At 44.2% G+C, this 15,066-nt stretch carries 16 protein-coding genes; 12 read left to right on the top strand and 4 right to left on the bottom strand.

The features are described 5' to 3' along the window. Positions 1–71: 71 nt before the first annotated feature. Positions 72–527, top strand: a complete 456-nt coding sequence (locus H8S84_RS00230; RefSeq protein WP_187065267.1) for a DMT family transporter — start codon at positions 72–74, stop codon at positions 525–527. Positions 528–550: 23 nt separating this feature from the next. Here the strand turns inward: H8S84_RS00230 and H8S84_RS00225 are convergent, their stop codons facing one another. Next, positions 551–772: a hypothetical protein gene (locus H8S84_RS00225; protein WP_187065266.1), complete on the bottom strand. Its 222-nt coding sequence runs from the start codon at positions 770–772 to the stop codon at positions 551–553. A 255-nt stretch (positions 773–1,027) separates the two neighbouring features. On the opposite strand from H8S84_RS00225, the gene H8S84_RS00220 reads away from it, so the two are divergent. Further along, entirely contained in the window at positions 1,028–1,657 is a 630-nt protein-coding gene (locus tag H8S84_RS00220) for a hypothetical protein (protein WP_187065265.1), read from the top strand. A 228-nt stretch (positions 1,658–1,885) separates the two neighbouring features. Beyond that, positions 1,886–2,779 carry an NmrA family NAD(P)-binding protein gene (locus H8S84_RS00215; RefSeq protein ID WP_230406999.1) on the top strand — a complete coding sequence of 298 codons (894 nt, stop codon included), beginning with the start codon at positions 1,886–1,888 and terminating at the stop codon, positions 2,777–2,779. Here H8S84_RS00215 and H8S84_RS00210 read toward each other — a convergent pair. Continuing rightward, the gene (locus H8S84_RS00210; protein ID WP_187065264.1) at positions 2,773–3,408 is read right to left on the bottom strand and encodes an NAD(P)-dependent oxidoreductase; all 636 of its coding nucleotides are present in this window, start codon (positions 3,406–3,408) and stop codon (positions 2,773–2,775) included. The genes H8S84_RS00215 and H8S84_RS00210 overlap by 7 nt on opposite strands. Before the next feature lie 89 nt (positions 3,409–3,497). Here H8S84_RS00210 and H8S84_RS00205 point away from each other — a divergent pair, with 89 nt between their 5' ends. Then, positions 3,498–3,821 carry a winged helix-turn-helix transcriptional regulator gene (locus H8S84_RS00205; protein WP_187065263.1) on the top strand — a complete coding sequence of 108 codons (324 nt, stop codon included), beginning with the start codon at positions 3,498–3,500 and terminating at the stop codon, positions 3,819–3,821. Positions 3,822–4,026: 205 nt separating this feature from the next. Here H8S84_RS00205 and H8S84_RS00200 read toward each other — a convergent pair whose 3' ends face one another. Continuing rightward, entirely contained in the window at positions 4,027–4,506 is a 480-nt protein-coding gene (locus H8S84_RS00200; RefSeq protein ID WP_187065262.1) for a vitamin K epoxide reductase family protein, read from the bottom strand. A 172-nt stretch (positions 4,507–4,678) separates the two neighbouring features. Here H8S84_RS00200 and H8S84_RS00195 point away from each other — a divergent pair, with 172 nt between their 5' ends. From H8S84_RS00195 to H8S84_RS00160, 8 genes are all read left to right on the top strand, one after another. Then, positions 4,679–5,713 (top strand): SDR family oxidoreductase, encoded by a 1,035-nt coding sequence (locus H8S84_RS00195; protein WP_187065261.1) that lies wholly within the window; start codon positions 4,679–4,681, stop codon positions 5,711–5,713. A gap of 343 nt (positions 5,714–6,056) precedes the next feature. Next, positions 6,057–6,503, top strand: coding sequence for a hypothetical protein (locus H8S84_RS00190; protein WP_187065260.1), 447 nt, complete (start codon positions 6,057–6,059; stop codon positions 6,501–6,503). Between the two features lie 158 nt (positions 6,504–6,661). Continuing rightward, positions 6,662–7,123 (top strand): GbsR/MarR family transcriptional regulator, encoded by a 462-nt coding sequence (locus H8S84_RS00185; RefSeq protein ID WP_187065259.1) that lies wholly within the window; start codon positions 6,662–6,664, stop codon positions 7,121–7,123. A 72-nt stretch (positions 7,124–7,195) separates the two neighbouring features. Beyond that, positions 7,196–8,557 carry a TolC family protein gene (locus H8S84_RS00180; RefSeq protein ID WP_317175411.1) on the top strand — a complete coding sequence of 454 codons (1,362 nt, stop codon included), beginning with the start codon at positions 7,196–7,198 and terminating at the stop codon, positions 8,555–8,557. A 20-nt stretch (positions 8,558–8,577) separates the two neighbouring features. Beyond that, positions 8,578–9,630 carry an efflux RND transporter periplasmic adaptor subunit gene (locus H8S84_RS00175; RefSeq protein ID WP_187065258.1) on the top strand — a complete coding sequence of 351 codons (1,053 nt, stop codon included), beginning with the start codon at positions 8,578–8,580 and terminating at the stop codon, positions 9,628–9,630. A gap of 75 nt (positions 9,631–9,705) precedes the next feature. Then, a complete protein-coding gene (locus H8S84_RS00170) occupies positions 9,706–12,885 on the top strand; it encodes an efflux RND transporter permease subunit (RefSeq protein ID WP_187065257.1) in 3,180 nt (1,059 codons plus the stop codon). 92 nt (positions 12,886–12,977) lie between these two features. After that, positions 12,978–13,238, top strand: coding sequence for an acyl carrier protein (locus tag H8S84_RS00165; RefSeq protein ID WP_187065256.1), 261 nt, complete (start codon positions 12,978–12,980; stop codon positions 13,236–13,238). A gap of 189 nt (positions 13,239–13,427) precedes the next feature. After that, positions 13,428–13,910, top strand: a complete 483-nt coding sequence (locus H8S84_RS00160; protein ID WP_187065255.1) for a DUF4126 family protein — start codon at positions 13,428–13,430, stop codon at positions 13,908–13,910. 57 nt (positions 13,911–13,967) lie between these two features. Here H8S84_RS00160 and H8S84_RS00155 read toward each other — a convergent pair whose 3' ends face one another. After that, positions 13,968–15,038 carry a fatty acid desaturase family protein gene (locus H8S84_RS00155; protein ID WP_187065254.1) on the bottom strand — a complete coding sequence of 357 codons (1,071 nt, stop codon included), beginning with the start codon at positions 15,036–15,038 and terminating at the stop codon, positions 13,968–13,970. Positions 15,039–15,066: the final 28 nt, after the last annotated feature.

Genomic DNA, 15,066 nt, shown 5'->3' with positions numbered 1-15,066 from the left:
GGTTTGACATCTTGGGGTGGCAGCAGTACAAAATAACTTTTACCTTTATATGCTCAATTAATTTATACTTTATGCCCCAGGTAAACTTTAACTGGATTATACTTTTGCCCATACTGGCAGGCGCAGCAGTAGCCACACAAACTGCACTTAACGGACAGTTGAGGGTTGTTGTGAACAGTCCGTTGCTAGCAGCGCTTATCTCATTTTCCGTAGGTACGCTGGTACTGGTTACCCTGGTGCTACTAACAAAGCAGGAAATTCCTCAGCTAAGCCAGCTATCAGGTGCTCCTTGGTACAAATTCGCAGGCGGATTTCTGGGTGCTTTTTTTATTACCAGCGTTATTGTATCGGTACAGCGTATGAGCGTGGCTAACCTATTGGCAATGGTAGTAGCAGGCCAGCTAATTACAGCACTATTGTTCGACCACTTCGGACTGCTCGGAATTAAGCAAAATTCGTTAACCCTTACCCGTGCTCTAGGAGCCATCGCCCTGATTATCGGTGCATACCTTATTAATAGAAAATAAAGCTTCCTGCTCCAGCAATTATATCAAGGGTTGTAGGTGGTTCTGTCGTTTGGGCGTACGAGTAGCCACAAAAGCAAACCTATAGGCCATGCCAGGAAAGCAACCACAATGGCAACCAGCCATCCTGGTTTTCCGCGCCGTTCTGCATCTTTATAAGCCCATACAATACTCCAGAGGTAAATAACTAGTACTATCAAGCCTATAATTAGCCCAAAGACACCAAGTCCTACTGCAAAATCTTCCATAGTTTTATTTAAGTGTAGTTCATAAAGTATAATTTAACGAGCAGGTATACTTTTAAGTTAAAAAAACAGCCTTACCATGTCTGCACATTAAACTTTGATATGTTAAACTGTTTATGCCTTTTAACTTACGCAGCTCTGCCAATAGGTAAGTAGGCAACAAACTAGTATGTCGCATTAACTAACATCTCCTGAGCCAATGCGTACTTTCTTCGTAGTATAAGGTGTAGTACAAATAATCTGGAAAGGAGAATAAGTATGTCTATAAAAGATATTTTTAATAAAATAAAGGAAGAAGTAAAGGTAGTGCAGGGCGAGGAAACCAAAGATAAAGTATACAGCAACAAGAACACCTACCCTAGCGAGCAAACGGCTATACATGAGTTTGAACGTTCTAAGCAAAAACTGTTTGATGTAAATGAGTGGTCTCAGATGTCGGGGATTAACTCCACGTTTCACCTGTATGATAAAAGAGGCCGACGCATAACTGCTAAAATGCCAGAGATCGGATTCTTTATGAAAATCATCCTACCCGCTACTACCATCGATAACTGGGTGCGGATTACAGGTATCAGAGTTGAAGATAATCTGGCTGAGTTCACTGTTCACCCAAGTGAACAACCAAAGGAGTTAGGTGAAGGTGACGCAGAAATAGAGCATTTTTTTATAAAAGAGGCCAGCAGTACCTTTAGAGTAACTCGGGAAGGTAACACGCTCCACGGCTACGAGATTGGTAAAAACGAAGGTATAAACAACCAAGGCAAAGACGCCGGCGAACGTGCACTACTAAACACCCTGATTGCTGAAGGCGGCTGGGCTGGTGTACAAGCTCTACAATGGGATAAGCTTACCAAGTACCTGGTGCACCTGGAAGAAACAAATGAGTAGAGAAAGTATAACTTACTGTACGAAAAGCACCTGACTTCAGGTGCTTTTTGTGTATCATGCCGATTGGGATTTATTAGCCATAAACTTTGCCACGGTAACTGAGAATCCCCTTCATAAAAATATAGAACTTAGCTGAGCCAGCTTTAAATGTGATTCTGTCCTATAAAGCACCTTAACCAATTAAATTGTATCTTATCAAAATATAAGCTATCGAACCATAGTTGCTCTATGCACACACCAAACAAACTGCGCACAATACTTATAACGGGTGCAACTGGCAATGTAGGGCTGGAGGTAATTAAAAGCCTTAGCCAAATAAAACGTGATTTCCAGGTTATTGCTGGTGTAAGGGAGCCTAAAACAGATGATGATTTGTTCGGGCAGCTACATATAGATACAGTACATTTTGACTTTTCTGATGAACAAAGTATAAATTCAGCACTTAAAGTCTGTGATACATTGTTCCTATTGCGTCCGCCTCAGTTATCCGATGTAGAAAAATATTTTAACCCGCTCATACGAATTGCTCAGGAGAAAAGTGTAAAGCATATTGTTTTCCTTTCAGTGCAGGGAGCAGATACGAGTTCTCTCATCCCACATCATAAAATTGAAAAGCTGATTATAAAGAGCGGAATCAACTATACTTTTTTAAGGCCAGCATACTTCATGCAGAATTTTACAACGACGTTACGAAGAGATCTGGTTCAGAAGAACAGCATATACTTACCTGCCGGTAATGCAAAGTTCACTTTAGTTGATGTAGAAGATGTTGGGAAAGTAGCCGCAAAGGTTTTGGCATTACCAGCAGCACACATCAACAAAGCCTATGACCTGACAAATGAAGAAAGGCTAAACTTTAATGAGATGGCAGATGTTTTGAGCAATGTTCTTGGTAGAGAGATAAGTTATAAAAGCCCCAACCTGTTGTCGTTTTACTTCACGAAGAGACAAGAGGGTATACCTTCTCAGTTTATTCTGGTAATGATCATGCTACATTTCCTGCCCCGCTTTCAAAAGCTACCTCATATATCTCCTTGGGTACAGAACATAATTGATGAAAGCCCGAACAGCTTTGCAGAGTTTGTGAAAAAGAACGAGAATTTGCTGCAGCCGAATCAGTAACTTACAAAGGGCATTTGATGATGAAATTGCTCATCTTCTACCTGCTTCAGTATAAAGTCAGCCAAATCAGCCCTTGCAATCTTGGTGCTGGCGTTCACTCCCACCCAACCAACTCTGTAAGCACCTTGCTTCGTGTCGTTGGTAAGCCTGGGCCCTCTTACAATTACCCAATTCAAACCACTGTTCGCAAGCACCTTATGATGCTCAACGGCATCATTTAAGATTTTAGGCACGGCTATCTTCATGATCAGGCGTATCAGCTTATCAGCAAACTTAGGTTGGTCCTTCTCCGGATAAGGAAGTCCTCCACCCGACAGGGAGATTATTTTGCTGATGTTTTCTTGCTTCATGGCTGCCACAATGTTCTTTGTGCCGTTCGTCTGAAGCCATTCTGGCGAACCCTTTACATGGCCAAAAAGACTTACTACCACATCGCATCCTTGCACAGCAGTTCTTACATCTTTTTCATTGAGCACATCTCCTTGCACGGCTTCTAAATTCTGATGCCTTAACTTTAGCTTTTCTGGGTTTCTAACTAATGCTTTTATTTGATAACCCTTATCAAGAGCCAACTTCAAAAATTCACCACCTGTTTGACCAGTTGCTCCCATCAACGCTATCTTTTTCATCTTAAACAGTTTAGTTCTTGAGAATAAAGCTAAATTTAGTCACCTTTGACATACTATAACAATTAAACAGTACTAACCTTTTTGTAAGTATGGAAAACGAGAAAGTATACATTACAGCAAAGTGCCCCATTCGCACCACTTTAGAACTGGTTGGCGGAAAATGGAAACTGCTCATCTTGCACCAGTTATACAACAAGCCACTAAGATTAAGTGTTTTGAAAGCAACGATCCCTGATATCAGCGAGAAAATGCTTATTCAGGAGTTGAAGGTGTTAGTGGATAGCGGACTTGTGCACAGAGAAAACTTTGGAGAGGTTCCTCCTAGGGTTGAGTACTCTTTAACTTCAAAAGGAAAATTAGTAAATCCTTTGATCAAAGAAATGGTAACATTCGCAAGGTGCTATACCGAGTAAATATTTGCAGTTAATATTTGATAAGACAGTAATCCAATCCCATCCTGAATGTTGAGAGATTAGAATCCTATTATCTTCCGAGCACATCAAAAGTCTTATTACAGGAACTGAACAAAGACATCTGAAATTGCTGCACATGCAGCAGACTAGGTTTAGCCCATGTTCATCATAAATAGGAACAATAACTGCAAACGGGCATCACTCTCTACCCTCTTCTTTTAAACAATTTGGTTAAGGGCACTAACGCGGCAAAATTAATTACGGCACCTGCTATGCAATAAATGCAGGCTTTTTTCTGTACAGTAGTCATGTTTACCATATACTGTGCCGCACCTGCTGCCTGTCCTAATACTACGCCACCCAGCGCCACATCCAGCAGCCTCGATTGATTTTTGTACCTAGTAGCTGCCATAGCCAAAAACATCGTAGCTGCATAACCTCCCAGGCTGATGACGCCATCAGGAAGACCAAAAAGTACGGCATCCTTTGCCGTGTTCACTTTTTTGGTATCAAACACCTCTCCCGGCAAGTCAGGCAACTCCTTTATCTTACCCATCTGAAAAAGAGAGATCAGACTAAAGTCTAGTAAACCAAGTGCTGCCAGCGCGGCAATATCGCGACGGTACGATGTTGGCTTGCTGCTATCGTTTCTAATGTGGTCAATTATGCTGGTTTCCTGTTTCATAGCTTGTGCGTTTATAATGTTAGGAGTCTACGCTGCTGCGCCAAAAGGTGTTGTGCCAGGCTAAAACTATAAAGTATAGCCTGCTGCACCCGCATAGCAGATAAATAAACTTACTATAAAATACAGGCGTAACAGAGCTTAAGAAATATACTGACAACCATAAACGAACTATATGGAAACAACTGAGAACACCAGCAAAGGCGTTGTAGTAATAACCGGAGCATCGGCAGGTCTAGGAAGGGCTTGTGCCAGAAAATTTGCTGAGGCTGGCTACGATGTGGGCCTGCTTGCCCGCGGCATCGATGGCTTGGAGGGTGCTAAGAAAGAAGTACTGCAAATGGGACGAAAAGCTGTGTATGTGCAGGTAGACGTAGCAGACGCACAGGCTGTAGAGAACGCAGCGGCTAAAATAGAGGAAGAATTAGGCCCGATAGATGTATGGGTGAACAACGCTATGAACAGCGTTTTCAGTCCAATAAAAGAAATGAAAGCCGAAGAGTATAAACGTGTAACTGAGGTAACCTACCTGGGCCAGGTATATGGTACACTTTCGGCACTTAAGCGCATGCTGCCCCGCAATAAAGGGGTTATTATTATGGTAGGCTCGGCGCTTGCTTACCGTGGTATTCCGCTTCAGTCAGCCTACTGCGGTTCCAAGCATGCCATACAAGGTTTCTTTGATTCGCTGCGCACAGAGCTGATGCACGACAAAACTAATGTCAGGACGACAATGGTGCAGCTGCCAGCCATGAACACGACCCAATTTGGTTTTGTGAAAACACGACTGCCCAAAAAGCCGAAGCCGATGGGCAAGATCTATCAACCAGAGGTAGCTGCTGATGCCATACTCTTTGCCGCTGAACACGACCGACGTGAAATATACGTAGGTTACCCAACTGTACAAGCCATTGTAGGAGATAAAATAGCACCGGAACTAGGCGATTATGTGCTGGCAAAAACAGGATTCAAAGGCCAACAAACAGACGAGCCGGAAGACCCTAACCGAAAGCACAACCTATGGGAACCTGTACCCGGGGATCATGGAGCGCACGGCAACTTTGAAGCAGAGGCTACCGATTCTAGTCCCCAACTTTGGCTGAGCAAAAACAAGTATAAACTGCTAACCGGCATACTTGGCCTTGGCGGACTTGTGCTTGGCGCAATGGCAGCGGATAAATGGAAAAACGATGAATATAACAACGAATAAATGTTCCTAATATTAACTACCCAGTTAATAGATGTAGTAGCCGGTACAATACCAAAATTTAGATTAAAGCTGTAAGACTTTTCCAGAATTTATACTTTGTACAGCAGGTTTTCCATTACTTGGAAAATCTGCTGTTTATAAATTATCACCCTATGTAACTACAGACATAAGTACAAAGCTTATTATATACTCTAAAAAGGGCCTTTATCATACATTTCGGCTTTAAACTACTTTATTTTAATGCTTTACAGAAAAATTTGATAAATTTGATATCTTGTTTGGCTCGTGCTTTGTTGATTAACAAAAAGTATTATTTGTTACTTTTAGCTTAGGGTACTTGATCATGAAAAACGAATTAGATTATCTCTTATATGGGCTAGATTCTTCTAAAAAGCTCCTTTACAGCAAGTGGGCTATGCCTATCGGTAGCCAACAGTATAAGAATGGTTTGCAACAACTGGCACAGTTGATTCACAACAATGAAATTCAGTTGTGGATACACGAAAGTAGACGTATGAACGAGCTTAGTATGGAAGATCAGAAATGGACTACTGAAGTGCTGGCCCTTGTTCTTACCCAAACTAATTTAAAACACATTGCCATTGTGCGTCCTGCGGATATATCGCACACTGCTCCGGGTAACTCCCTTCGCGAGAAAGCCTATCGTATTTATGGCAAAAATGTAGGTATTGAATTTTTTGATACCACAGAAGAGGCTAAAGCCTGGATATTACCCCACCTGCAGCATTATAAACTGCCAGCTCTTTCAACTCCTGTAAGTTTGGATTAATCAATCTAACTAAACTACTGTTTAGGTATTTTCTGTCAATAGCGAAAACCCTATATTTGAATTGCTGAAGAAGAATAAATTTTAGTTCTGTATATTTTGAACCAAAAGAACTAATTTATACATTTGTACTGTTCTTAGCACAGCATTAATATAGATAAATGGCATTAACAGAACATAAGAAAGCTCTTATTGAGAAAATAGGCATCTTCTACGAGAAGCTGGGTATGCAGCCAGCTGCCGGCCGTATCATGGGACTTATGTTTGTTGCAGACAGGCCTGAGCTTACGTTTGATGAGATCCGTGAGACACTAAACATTAGCAAAAGTGCGACTAGTACAGCACTGAATCTTTTGATAGAAACGGGTCCGGTAGAGTACATAACCTTTGCCGGTGACCGCAAGCGCTATTTTAAATTAAAAACATCTAACTGGCGCGACTCGCTGGCACAGCGTTTCAACAACATTATCAACTTTAAGTCGCTGCTCATAGAGGTTCTCGAGGCACGGTCTGATAAGGCAACAGAATTCAATAGCTGTCTTACTGAATTTATCGACTTCCTGGAGTATCTGCAGCATGAGTTACCTCTTCTTTTGAAAAAGTGGGAAGAAAGCAGAAAATAAAAAAATTTGTCTTATTAGTTCTTATAATTCAGAACTAAGTAGTTTTTTATAGAATATAACAAACATAATACCGTGATCAAGAAACACATACTTGCAGGCATGATGGCACTTCTACTAACGCCAGCCTTCTCTCAGCAGCAAGGGCCGGGCAGTGCCAAAACGCTTACGCTGCAGGAAAGTATAAAATATGCCCTGGAGCACAACGAGTCCATAAAAAAGGCCTCTTATGATGAGCTGTTCTCCAAATACCAGATCAATGAGGTTCGCAGTGCCGGTTTACCGCAGGTGGATGTAAAGGGCTCGGCCATAAGAACACTGGAGAAGTCTATGATCGCCCTGCCAGCCGACTTTAACCCGGAAGGCACTGGCCCGCTTATCAAACCGATGGGTACAGACAACACCATACAGGCTGGTCTGTCCGTCTCGCAGTTGCTGTTCAGCAAATCATACTTTGTAGGCCTAAAAGCTGCCAAAAGTGCCGAAGACCTGTACCGCATCCGAAAAGAGATGACCACCGAAGATGTGATCTATAACGTTGGCAGCGCTTACTACCAAGTACTGCAGACGAAAGAGCAATTTAACAGCATCAATGCTAACCTGGATAAACTAAACCAACTGGAGAAGATCCTGACGCTGCAGTACAAAAACGACCTGGTAAAAAAGGTAGATGTGAACCGCATTAAAGTGAGCAAGATTAACCTGCAGAACCAGAAAGAGAACCTGGAGGCAGGTTACGTGCAGCAGCTTAATGTACTAAAGTTCTTTATGGGAATGCCCCTTGAGGAGCAGCTTACTTTAGGAGCCTCTGCTGATAACGTATTGCTGGAGGAGCATCCAAATTTGACCAGTAATATTGAAACCGCAACAGAGCGTGCCCAATTCAAAATCCTAAATAAACAGAAAGAACTGAAGGCGCTTGAGATTGAGAATATCAGGGCTGGCTACTACCCTTCTCTTGCTGCCTTTGGTAACTACAATTACCAGTCGCAATATGATGGCCAGATGATCGGCAACTCTGGAGCTATGTGGTTTCCCAATTCACAGGTGGGCTTGCAACTAAACATACCGGTGTTTGACGGTCTGCGCAAAGCAGCACAGGTACAGCAGCGCCAGCTTGAACTAAAAAAACTGGACCTGGATATACAGCAATACAACAGGAATACACAAGTGGAGCTAAGCAATGCCCTGAGCCAGTTGGGCAACAGCCAGAACAACATAGCAGCCCAACAGCGTAATGTAGCCCTTGCCCAGGAAGTATATGACACCACCAACAAACTATACAAGGAAGCACTGGCGCCACTTAGCGATTTGCTTAATGCAGAAACAGCACTGCGCGAAGCGCTCACTAACCTAAACAACGAGAAGCTGAAATACCAGATAGCACAACTAAACTATCTGAAGGCAAAAGGAAATCTGGAATCACTTACAAAATAAGACATACATCAAAATACAAAATGAAGAAGGTTATTTATATCGTAGTTGTGCTTGTTGCCCTGGCGGCTATTGGTTTTAAACTGATGAGCAATAAAGAGCAGATGGCAGCAAATGCAGCAGTTGCAGATATCAAAAGCGACGCTATACCGGTAGCAATCACGGAAGTTAGAGCAGAAAGGCTGGATAAGTCATTTACAGCACAGGGTAACTTCGCTCCTATCCAAAGTCTAACACTTTTGTCAGAAACACAAGGACAGATAAAGCGTGTGCTAAAGCGCAAAGGCGATAAAGTACGTGCCGGCGAACTATTAGCAGTGGTTGAAAGCAACACCATGGCAGCTGACTTAGCCACTGCCCAAACAAATGCCGAGAAGGCTAAAAGAGACCTTGAGCGTTTCGAGAACCTGGCTGCCGGAGAGGCAATTACACAAAGGCAACTGGAAGATGCCCGTTTAGCAGCAAAATCTACGCAAGCCCAGTTAATAGCTGCACGCCAGCGTTTAGCTAAAACACGTATTACTGCCCCTATCAGTGGTGAGATCAACGAGATTTATGTAGAAGTTGGCTCGTTTCTAAACCCGGGCACTAAGCTGTACCACATTGTGAACGTAGATAAATTGAAGCTCCAGGTAAAAGTAAACGAAAGCGAAGTATTGCTGATCAGCAAAGGTGATAAAGTAACCGTAAAGGCCGATGCCGGTGCTGGCCAGGAATATGAAGGCACGGTTACAGCCATCGCAGCCCAGGCAGACCCTACCCTAAAATTTGATGTGGAAGTGGAAGTAAAAAACGCTGAGAACAACAACTTAAGAGCGGGTATGTATGGCACTGCCTTCTTCGAGATCACCGACCAGCGCGAAGCACAGCTTTTACCACGTGAGGCTATTGTAGGCAGCATTCAGAACCCAAGCGTGTACGTGGTGAAAGACGGTGTTGCGACCGTCCGCAAAGTGAAAGTGGGTACCGTAACACAGAACAAGGTTGAGGTACTGGCAGGTGTGCAGCCTGGCGAAAAGGTAGTACAGAGTGGGCAGATCAATCTTCGCGAAGGCTCTAAAGTCTCTGTGCTGTAATCCACCCTGCTGTTGCGAGCGTTTATGCTCGCGTTACTGAATAGCATTTAATTCTTTCTTAAGAGAAACCAAGAAATGAACATAACCAAATTATCGATACAGCGATCAACCCTGGTAGTGGTGGTATTTACCGTCCTCACACTGCTTGGGATTGTGAGCTATCAATCGCTGAACTACGAGCTTCTTCCAAAGTTCAGTCCGCCTGTAATCACGATTAGTACGATCTACCCTGGTGCTTCGCCAAACGAGGTAGAAAACTCGGTTACAAAGGAAATAGAAGATGCCTTGTCTTCGCTGGAGAATGTGAAAGAGATGAAAAGCACATCGCTGGAGAGCTTCTCCATGGTGGTTATCAACCTGAACCAGGGTACTGATGTAGACCTAAGCTTACAGGATGCGCAGCGTAAGATAAACACTATTTTGGCCAAGCTGCCTGAGAATGCCGATGCGCCAACGCTGAACAAATTCGACTTCGACGACCTGCCGATCATCAAAATGGGTGCCACAGCTAACATGTCGGCAACAGAGTTTTATGACCTGATCGATAAAAAGATTAAGCCGGAGCTGTCTCGTGTGCCAGGTATGGCTGCTATCAAAGTATTGGGTGGCCAGGAACGTGAGATCAAAGTAAATATAGATGCAAATAAGCTGGAAGCTTACAACTTGTCTATCCTGCAGGTGCAGCAGAAGATCCGCAACTCTAACCTGGACTTTCCTACTGGTAAAATAAAGCAGGAAAGTGGGCAGACACAAATACGCTTGGCTGGTAAATTCCAATCGCTGGAACAGTTGCACAACCTGATCATTCGCGAAGACCAGAATGGCATTGTGCGTTTGGGCGATGTGGCGGAGGTACAGGATACGCAGAAGGATATTGAAGTACTTAACCGTATCAATTCAAAGGCCTCTGTGGGTATCACGATCCAGAAACAATCTGATGCCAATGCCGTGGAAGTGAGCCGCCTGACCAAAGAAGCACTAGCCAAACTAGAGAAAACCTACGAAGCAGAAGGCCTGGCATTTAACATCGCCAACGACTCTTCTGACTTTACCCTGGAGGCTGCCGACTCGGTGATGCACGACCTGATGATCGCCGTTATACTTGTGGCGGTGGTTATGTTGCTGTTCCTGCACTCGCTGCGCAATGCCGTGATCGTTATGATCTCTATTCCGGCCTCGCTGGTGGCAACGTTTATTGCCATGTATTTGCTGGGTTACTCGCTTAATCTGATGTCGTTGCTGGCGCTGTCGCTAGTAGTTGGTATACTCGTGGACGATGCCATTGTGGTGATCGAGAACATTCACCGCCATATGGAGATGGGTAAAAAGCCGGCACAGGCTGCTTATGATGGTATCCGTGAGATTGCGTCAACAGTAATTTCCATTACCCTCGTAATTGTGGTAGTGTTTATCCCGATTGCGCTTTCTTCTGGATTGGTGTCTGACATCCTGCGTCAGTTTGCCGTGGTGGTAGCCATTGCAACGATGATCTCATTGTTCGTAGCCTTTACGCTAATACCATTGCTTGCCAGCCGTTTCTCACGACTGGAGCACATATCGGATAAGAACATCTTCGGAAGATTTATACTTGCCTTTGAGCGTTTCCTGGATAGGATTATAGATGGCTTTACAGCAGCGCTTAAATGGGCGTTTAACCACAAATTCATAACGCTGGGTGTCACCCTGTTGATGCTGGTTGCTTCGTTCATGCTGCCTAAGTATGGCTTTATCGGTTCGGAGTTTATACCTGCCGGCGACCGTGGTGAGGTGAGCCTACAGTTAGAATTACCTAAAAATGCTACCGTTGAGCAGACAAACTTTGCAACAAAGCAAGTAGAAGAGTACCTACAGTCTATTCCTGAGGTAGAGAAAGTATTTACTACTGTTGGTACAACTTCATCGGCCCAGGCCGGCCAGAATACCGCCTATAAAGCAGATGTTTCTGTGTCGCTGGTAGATGTGCAGCAGCGTAGCTTCAGCACTAACCAGTTCAGCCGCCAGGCCAAGGCGGATATCGAAAGTAGAATTCCAGACGTGGAAGTAACACCGGTGCCGGTGGGCCTGGTGGGTAACGCGCAGGCGCCTATTCAAATCATAATTTCTGGCTCTAACCTTGATAGCGTGATGGCCTTTTCACAGCAGGTGATGGGTATTGTAGAAGGTGTGCCGGGTACTGTAGACGTAGAGACTTCGGTAGAAGGTGGTAACCCGGAAATTGAGGTAGTAGTGGATCGTGATAAGATGGCTAATGTTGGTCTGTCGCTGGAGAGTGTAGGTGCAAGTATGCAGCTTGCCTTTAGCGGTAACTCCGATATTACGTTCCGCTCCGGCACCGAAGACTACGACATCAACATCCGCTTGGATGAGTTTGATCGCCGCAACGTAACCGACATAGGCAATCTGTCTTTTGTTAACAACAAAGGGCAGCTGGTGCGCCTGGCGCAGTTCGCTGATATCAAACAGTCTACTGGTCCGTCTCAGTTAGAGCGCTACAACCGTGTGACTTCGGTTAACGTGAACTCGCAGGTAATTGGCCGTACGTCCGGTGCGATCGGTGCCGATATTCAGGCTAAGCTAGATGAAATGGATGCGCCTAAAGGTGTAAACTATGAATTCGGTGGCGACCTGAAAAATCAAAGCGAAGGCTTCGGCACATTAGGCATTGCTTTGTTGGCCTCCATCATCTTTGTTTACCTGATCATGGTGGCGCTGTACGACTCTTACGTGTATCCGTTGGTGGTACTGTTTTCTATTCCGCTTGCCATTATTGGTGCCTTGCTTGCCCTGGGGCTGGCTGCCCAGTCGCTGAGTATCTTCTCTATACTCGGTATCATTATGATGATTGGTCTGGTTGCCAAAAATGCCATTATGGTGGTTGACTTTACAAACAAGCTGAAAGATGAAGGCGTGGAAGTGAAGGAAGCCCTGATCGAAGCAGTAAGAATCCGTTTCCGCCCTATTCTGATGACGACGCTGGCCATGGTAATTGGTATGTTGCCGATAGCATTAGCCAGTGGCTCGGTGGCAGCTTCTAAAAATGGTCTGGCTTGGGCCCTGATTGGAGGCTTAAGCTCATCTATGTTCCTGACTTTAATCGTGGTGCCAATTATCTACTATGGCTTTGATCGTATTCTGGCTAAGCTTGGCCTGGATAAAAAGACCAGGATTGAGCTGGTTGATAAGACCATAGAAGAGCTGGAGCACGAGACCAAGGAACTGGAAGAGAAAAAGATGGCGCACGAGTTTGTGTATTAAATGCTATTCCTGATGCTTTAGGAGCTGTGCACGGTAACCTGCTGTGCACAACCTACCTCTCAGGGGCTTAACTCAATTTTATTTTTATTCTCATGAGTACCTTACAATTTACTTCACAGGCTATTCGCCAGGAAGTGGTTAAAGTTATAAGTTCATTTAAAAAAATAACCCCACAGCGGCTTATCTCGGTCAACGACCTTACGGAGCTAGGCTTTGATATCCTGGATGTTGTGGAGATAATACTTAAGTTGGAAAAAAAGTATAACCTCACAATTCCGGATGACGTGCCGGTATATTCGGTTGATGATTTTGTTGATTTTATTTACAACTATAAACTATACAGAGCCAGCTAAAACTGCACTGTATGAAAAAGGGAGTTCTTTTGGAGCTCCCTTTTTGATTTAAGCCTATTCCTGCCAATTCTGCACCTGCTTTTATACTTTGTGCCATAGTGTAGAAAACATATACTGTCCAAGTTCTTCTATTCAGAGGCGGTAACAAACAAGCTTTATGCGTATACAGCAGAAACGAAAACAAATTTTATGCTATACGATCAAAGTAACTATATCTGGAAAGCAGTAGGAATGGGTGCCGTGGCCGGTATGAGGGCTATGTCGGCGCCGGCGCTGCTGAGTGATGAATTAAGTAGAATGCCCTCCAGCAGTTTAGCTCACAGCCCACTTCACTTCCTGCAATCTGACACAGTAGCCAAGGGCCTAAAAGTATTGGCAGCGACTGAGCTGCTAGGAGATAAACTCCCAAAAGTGCCGGATAGAATTAAAGCACCCTCCCTGGCCATACGTGCTGTATCTGGGGCAGTAGTTGGTGCCACTGTGTTTACAGCAAACAAAGCCGATACGGCAAAAGGCGCACTTGTAGGCGCAGCTGCAGCCATTGCAGGCACCTTTGCTAGTTTCTACCTCCGGAAAGCCATCAAAAAGTATACGAACCTCCCCGATTCGATTAGCGGCACCATCGAGGATGCCATCATGTTCAGTAGCGGTCTTGCTATTACTAAAGCATAAAAAAGGGGCTGCAAAAAATTGCAGCCCCTTTTTTAGCCAAAGTATAAACTTTATACTTTACGGCCTTGATAATTGCTTTAAATGCGATACATGCGACACCACCGCCAGGCGCATGCCTGGTATGTTGTGGTAAGGAATGTTAAAATCCATACATGCCTGCGCTACGATCTTGCTTATTGCCGGATAGTGCACATGCGATATTTTCGGGAATAGGTGGTGCTCCACCTGAAAATTAAGGCCACCTGAAAACCAGGTAACCAATTTATTATCTGTAGCAAAATTGGCAGTGGTTTTAAGCTGATGCACGGCCCATTCGTCCTCCATCCTGTTAGTGGCTACAGAAGCTACCGGAAAGTGCGTTTCGCGTACAGTGTGCGCCAATTGGAACACAATGCTCATAACAAAGCCAACCACCAGACCATAGGCAAAGAAACCAATCGCCCAAGGCAACAGACCTACCGTATAGATCGGAAGCACGGCAAAGAAAATGATGTGAACTGCTTTAAACGCCCAGAAGCTGATGTGGTCTGATACCTTCATCTTCTTAAGCGGCATGCTCCCTACCTTTTTGGTAAAGTACTTCTGGTAATCTGAGAAGAAAGCCCAATAGAAGAAAAGCATAGAATAGGCAGCCCAGAAATAGAAATGCTGAAAACGGTGGAAACTGCGTAGCTTTTGTGTTTCACATAGCCTTAACAGCGGCCCGGCATCCAGATCGTCATCTACACCGTCTATGTTAGTATAAGCATGGTGTATAACGTTGTGCTTGGTGTTCCACATAAATTCATTGGCACCCAGCAGGTTCAGGAACAGGCCGGCAATGCTATTCAACTTTTTAATTTTGCTGAAGCTGCCGTGTGAACCATCGTGCACAATGTTAAACCCTATACCTGCTGTAAGTATACCAAGTATAATACACTCCAGTATAGCAAGCAGTGCGCTCTCAGGAGTAAAGAATACCACGTGTATGTAAAACAGCAGCAGACCTAGCGTAAGTATGATGGCCTTTGTGTAAAGTTTGTAGTTGCCTGTTGTGGAGATGCCTTCCTCCTGGAAGTAATCCTGTATTCTTCGCTTTAGCTCAGCGTGGAAAGAGTCTTTTTGAATCTGGAATTTTGGCGCAGCCATAAAGTTTAATTTTGTTGAATTCAGGCTG

Source organism: Pontibacter cellulosilyticus, assembly GCF_014306105.1.
Taxonomy (GTDB): Bacteria; Bacteroidota; Bacteroidia; order Cytophagales; family Hymenobacteraceae; genus Pontibacter; species Pontibacter cellulosilyticus.
This window is presented reverse-complemented; position numbering and strand designations above follow the sequence as displayed.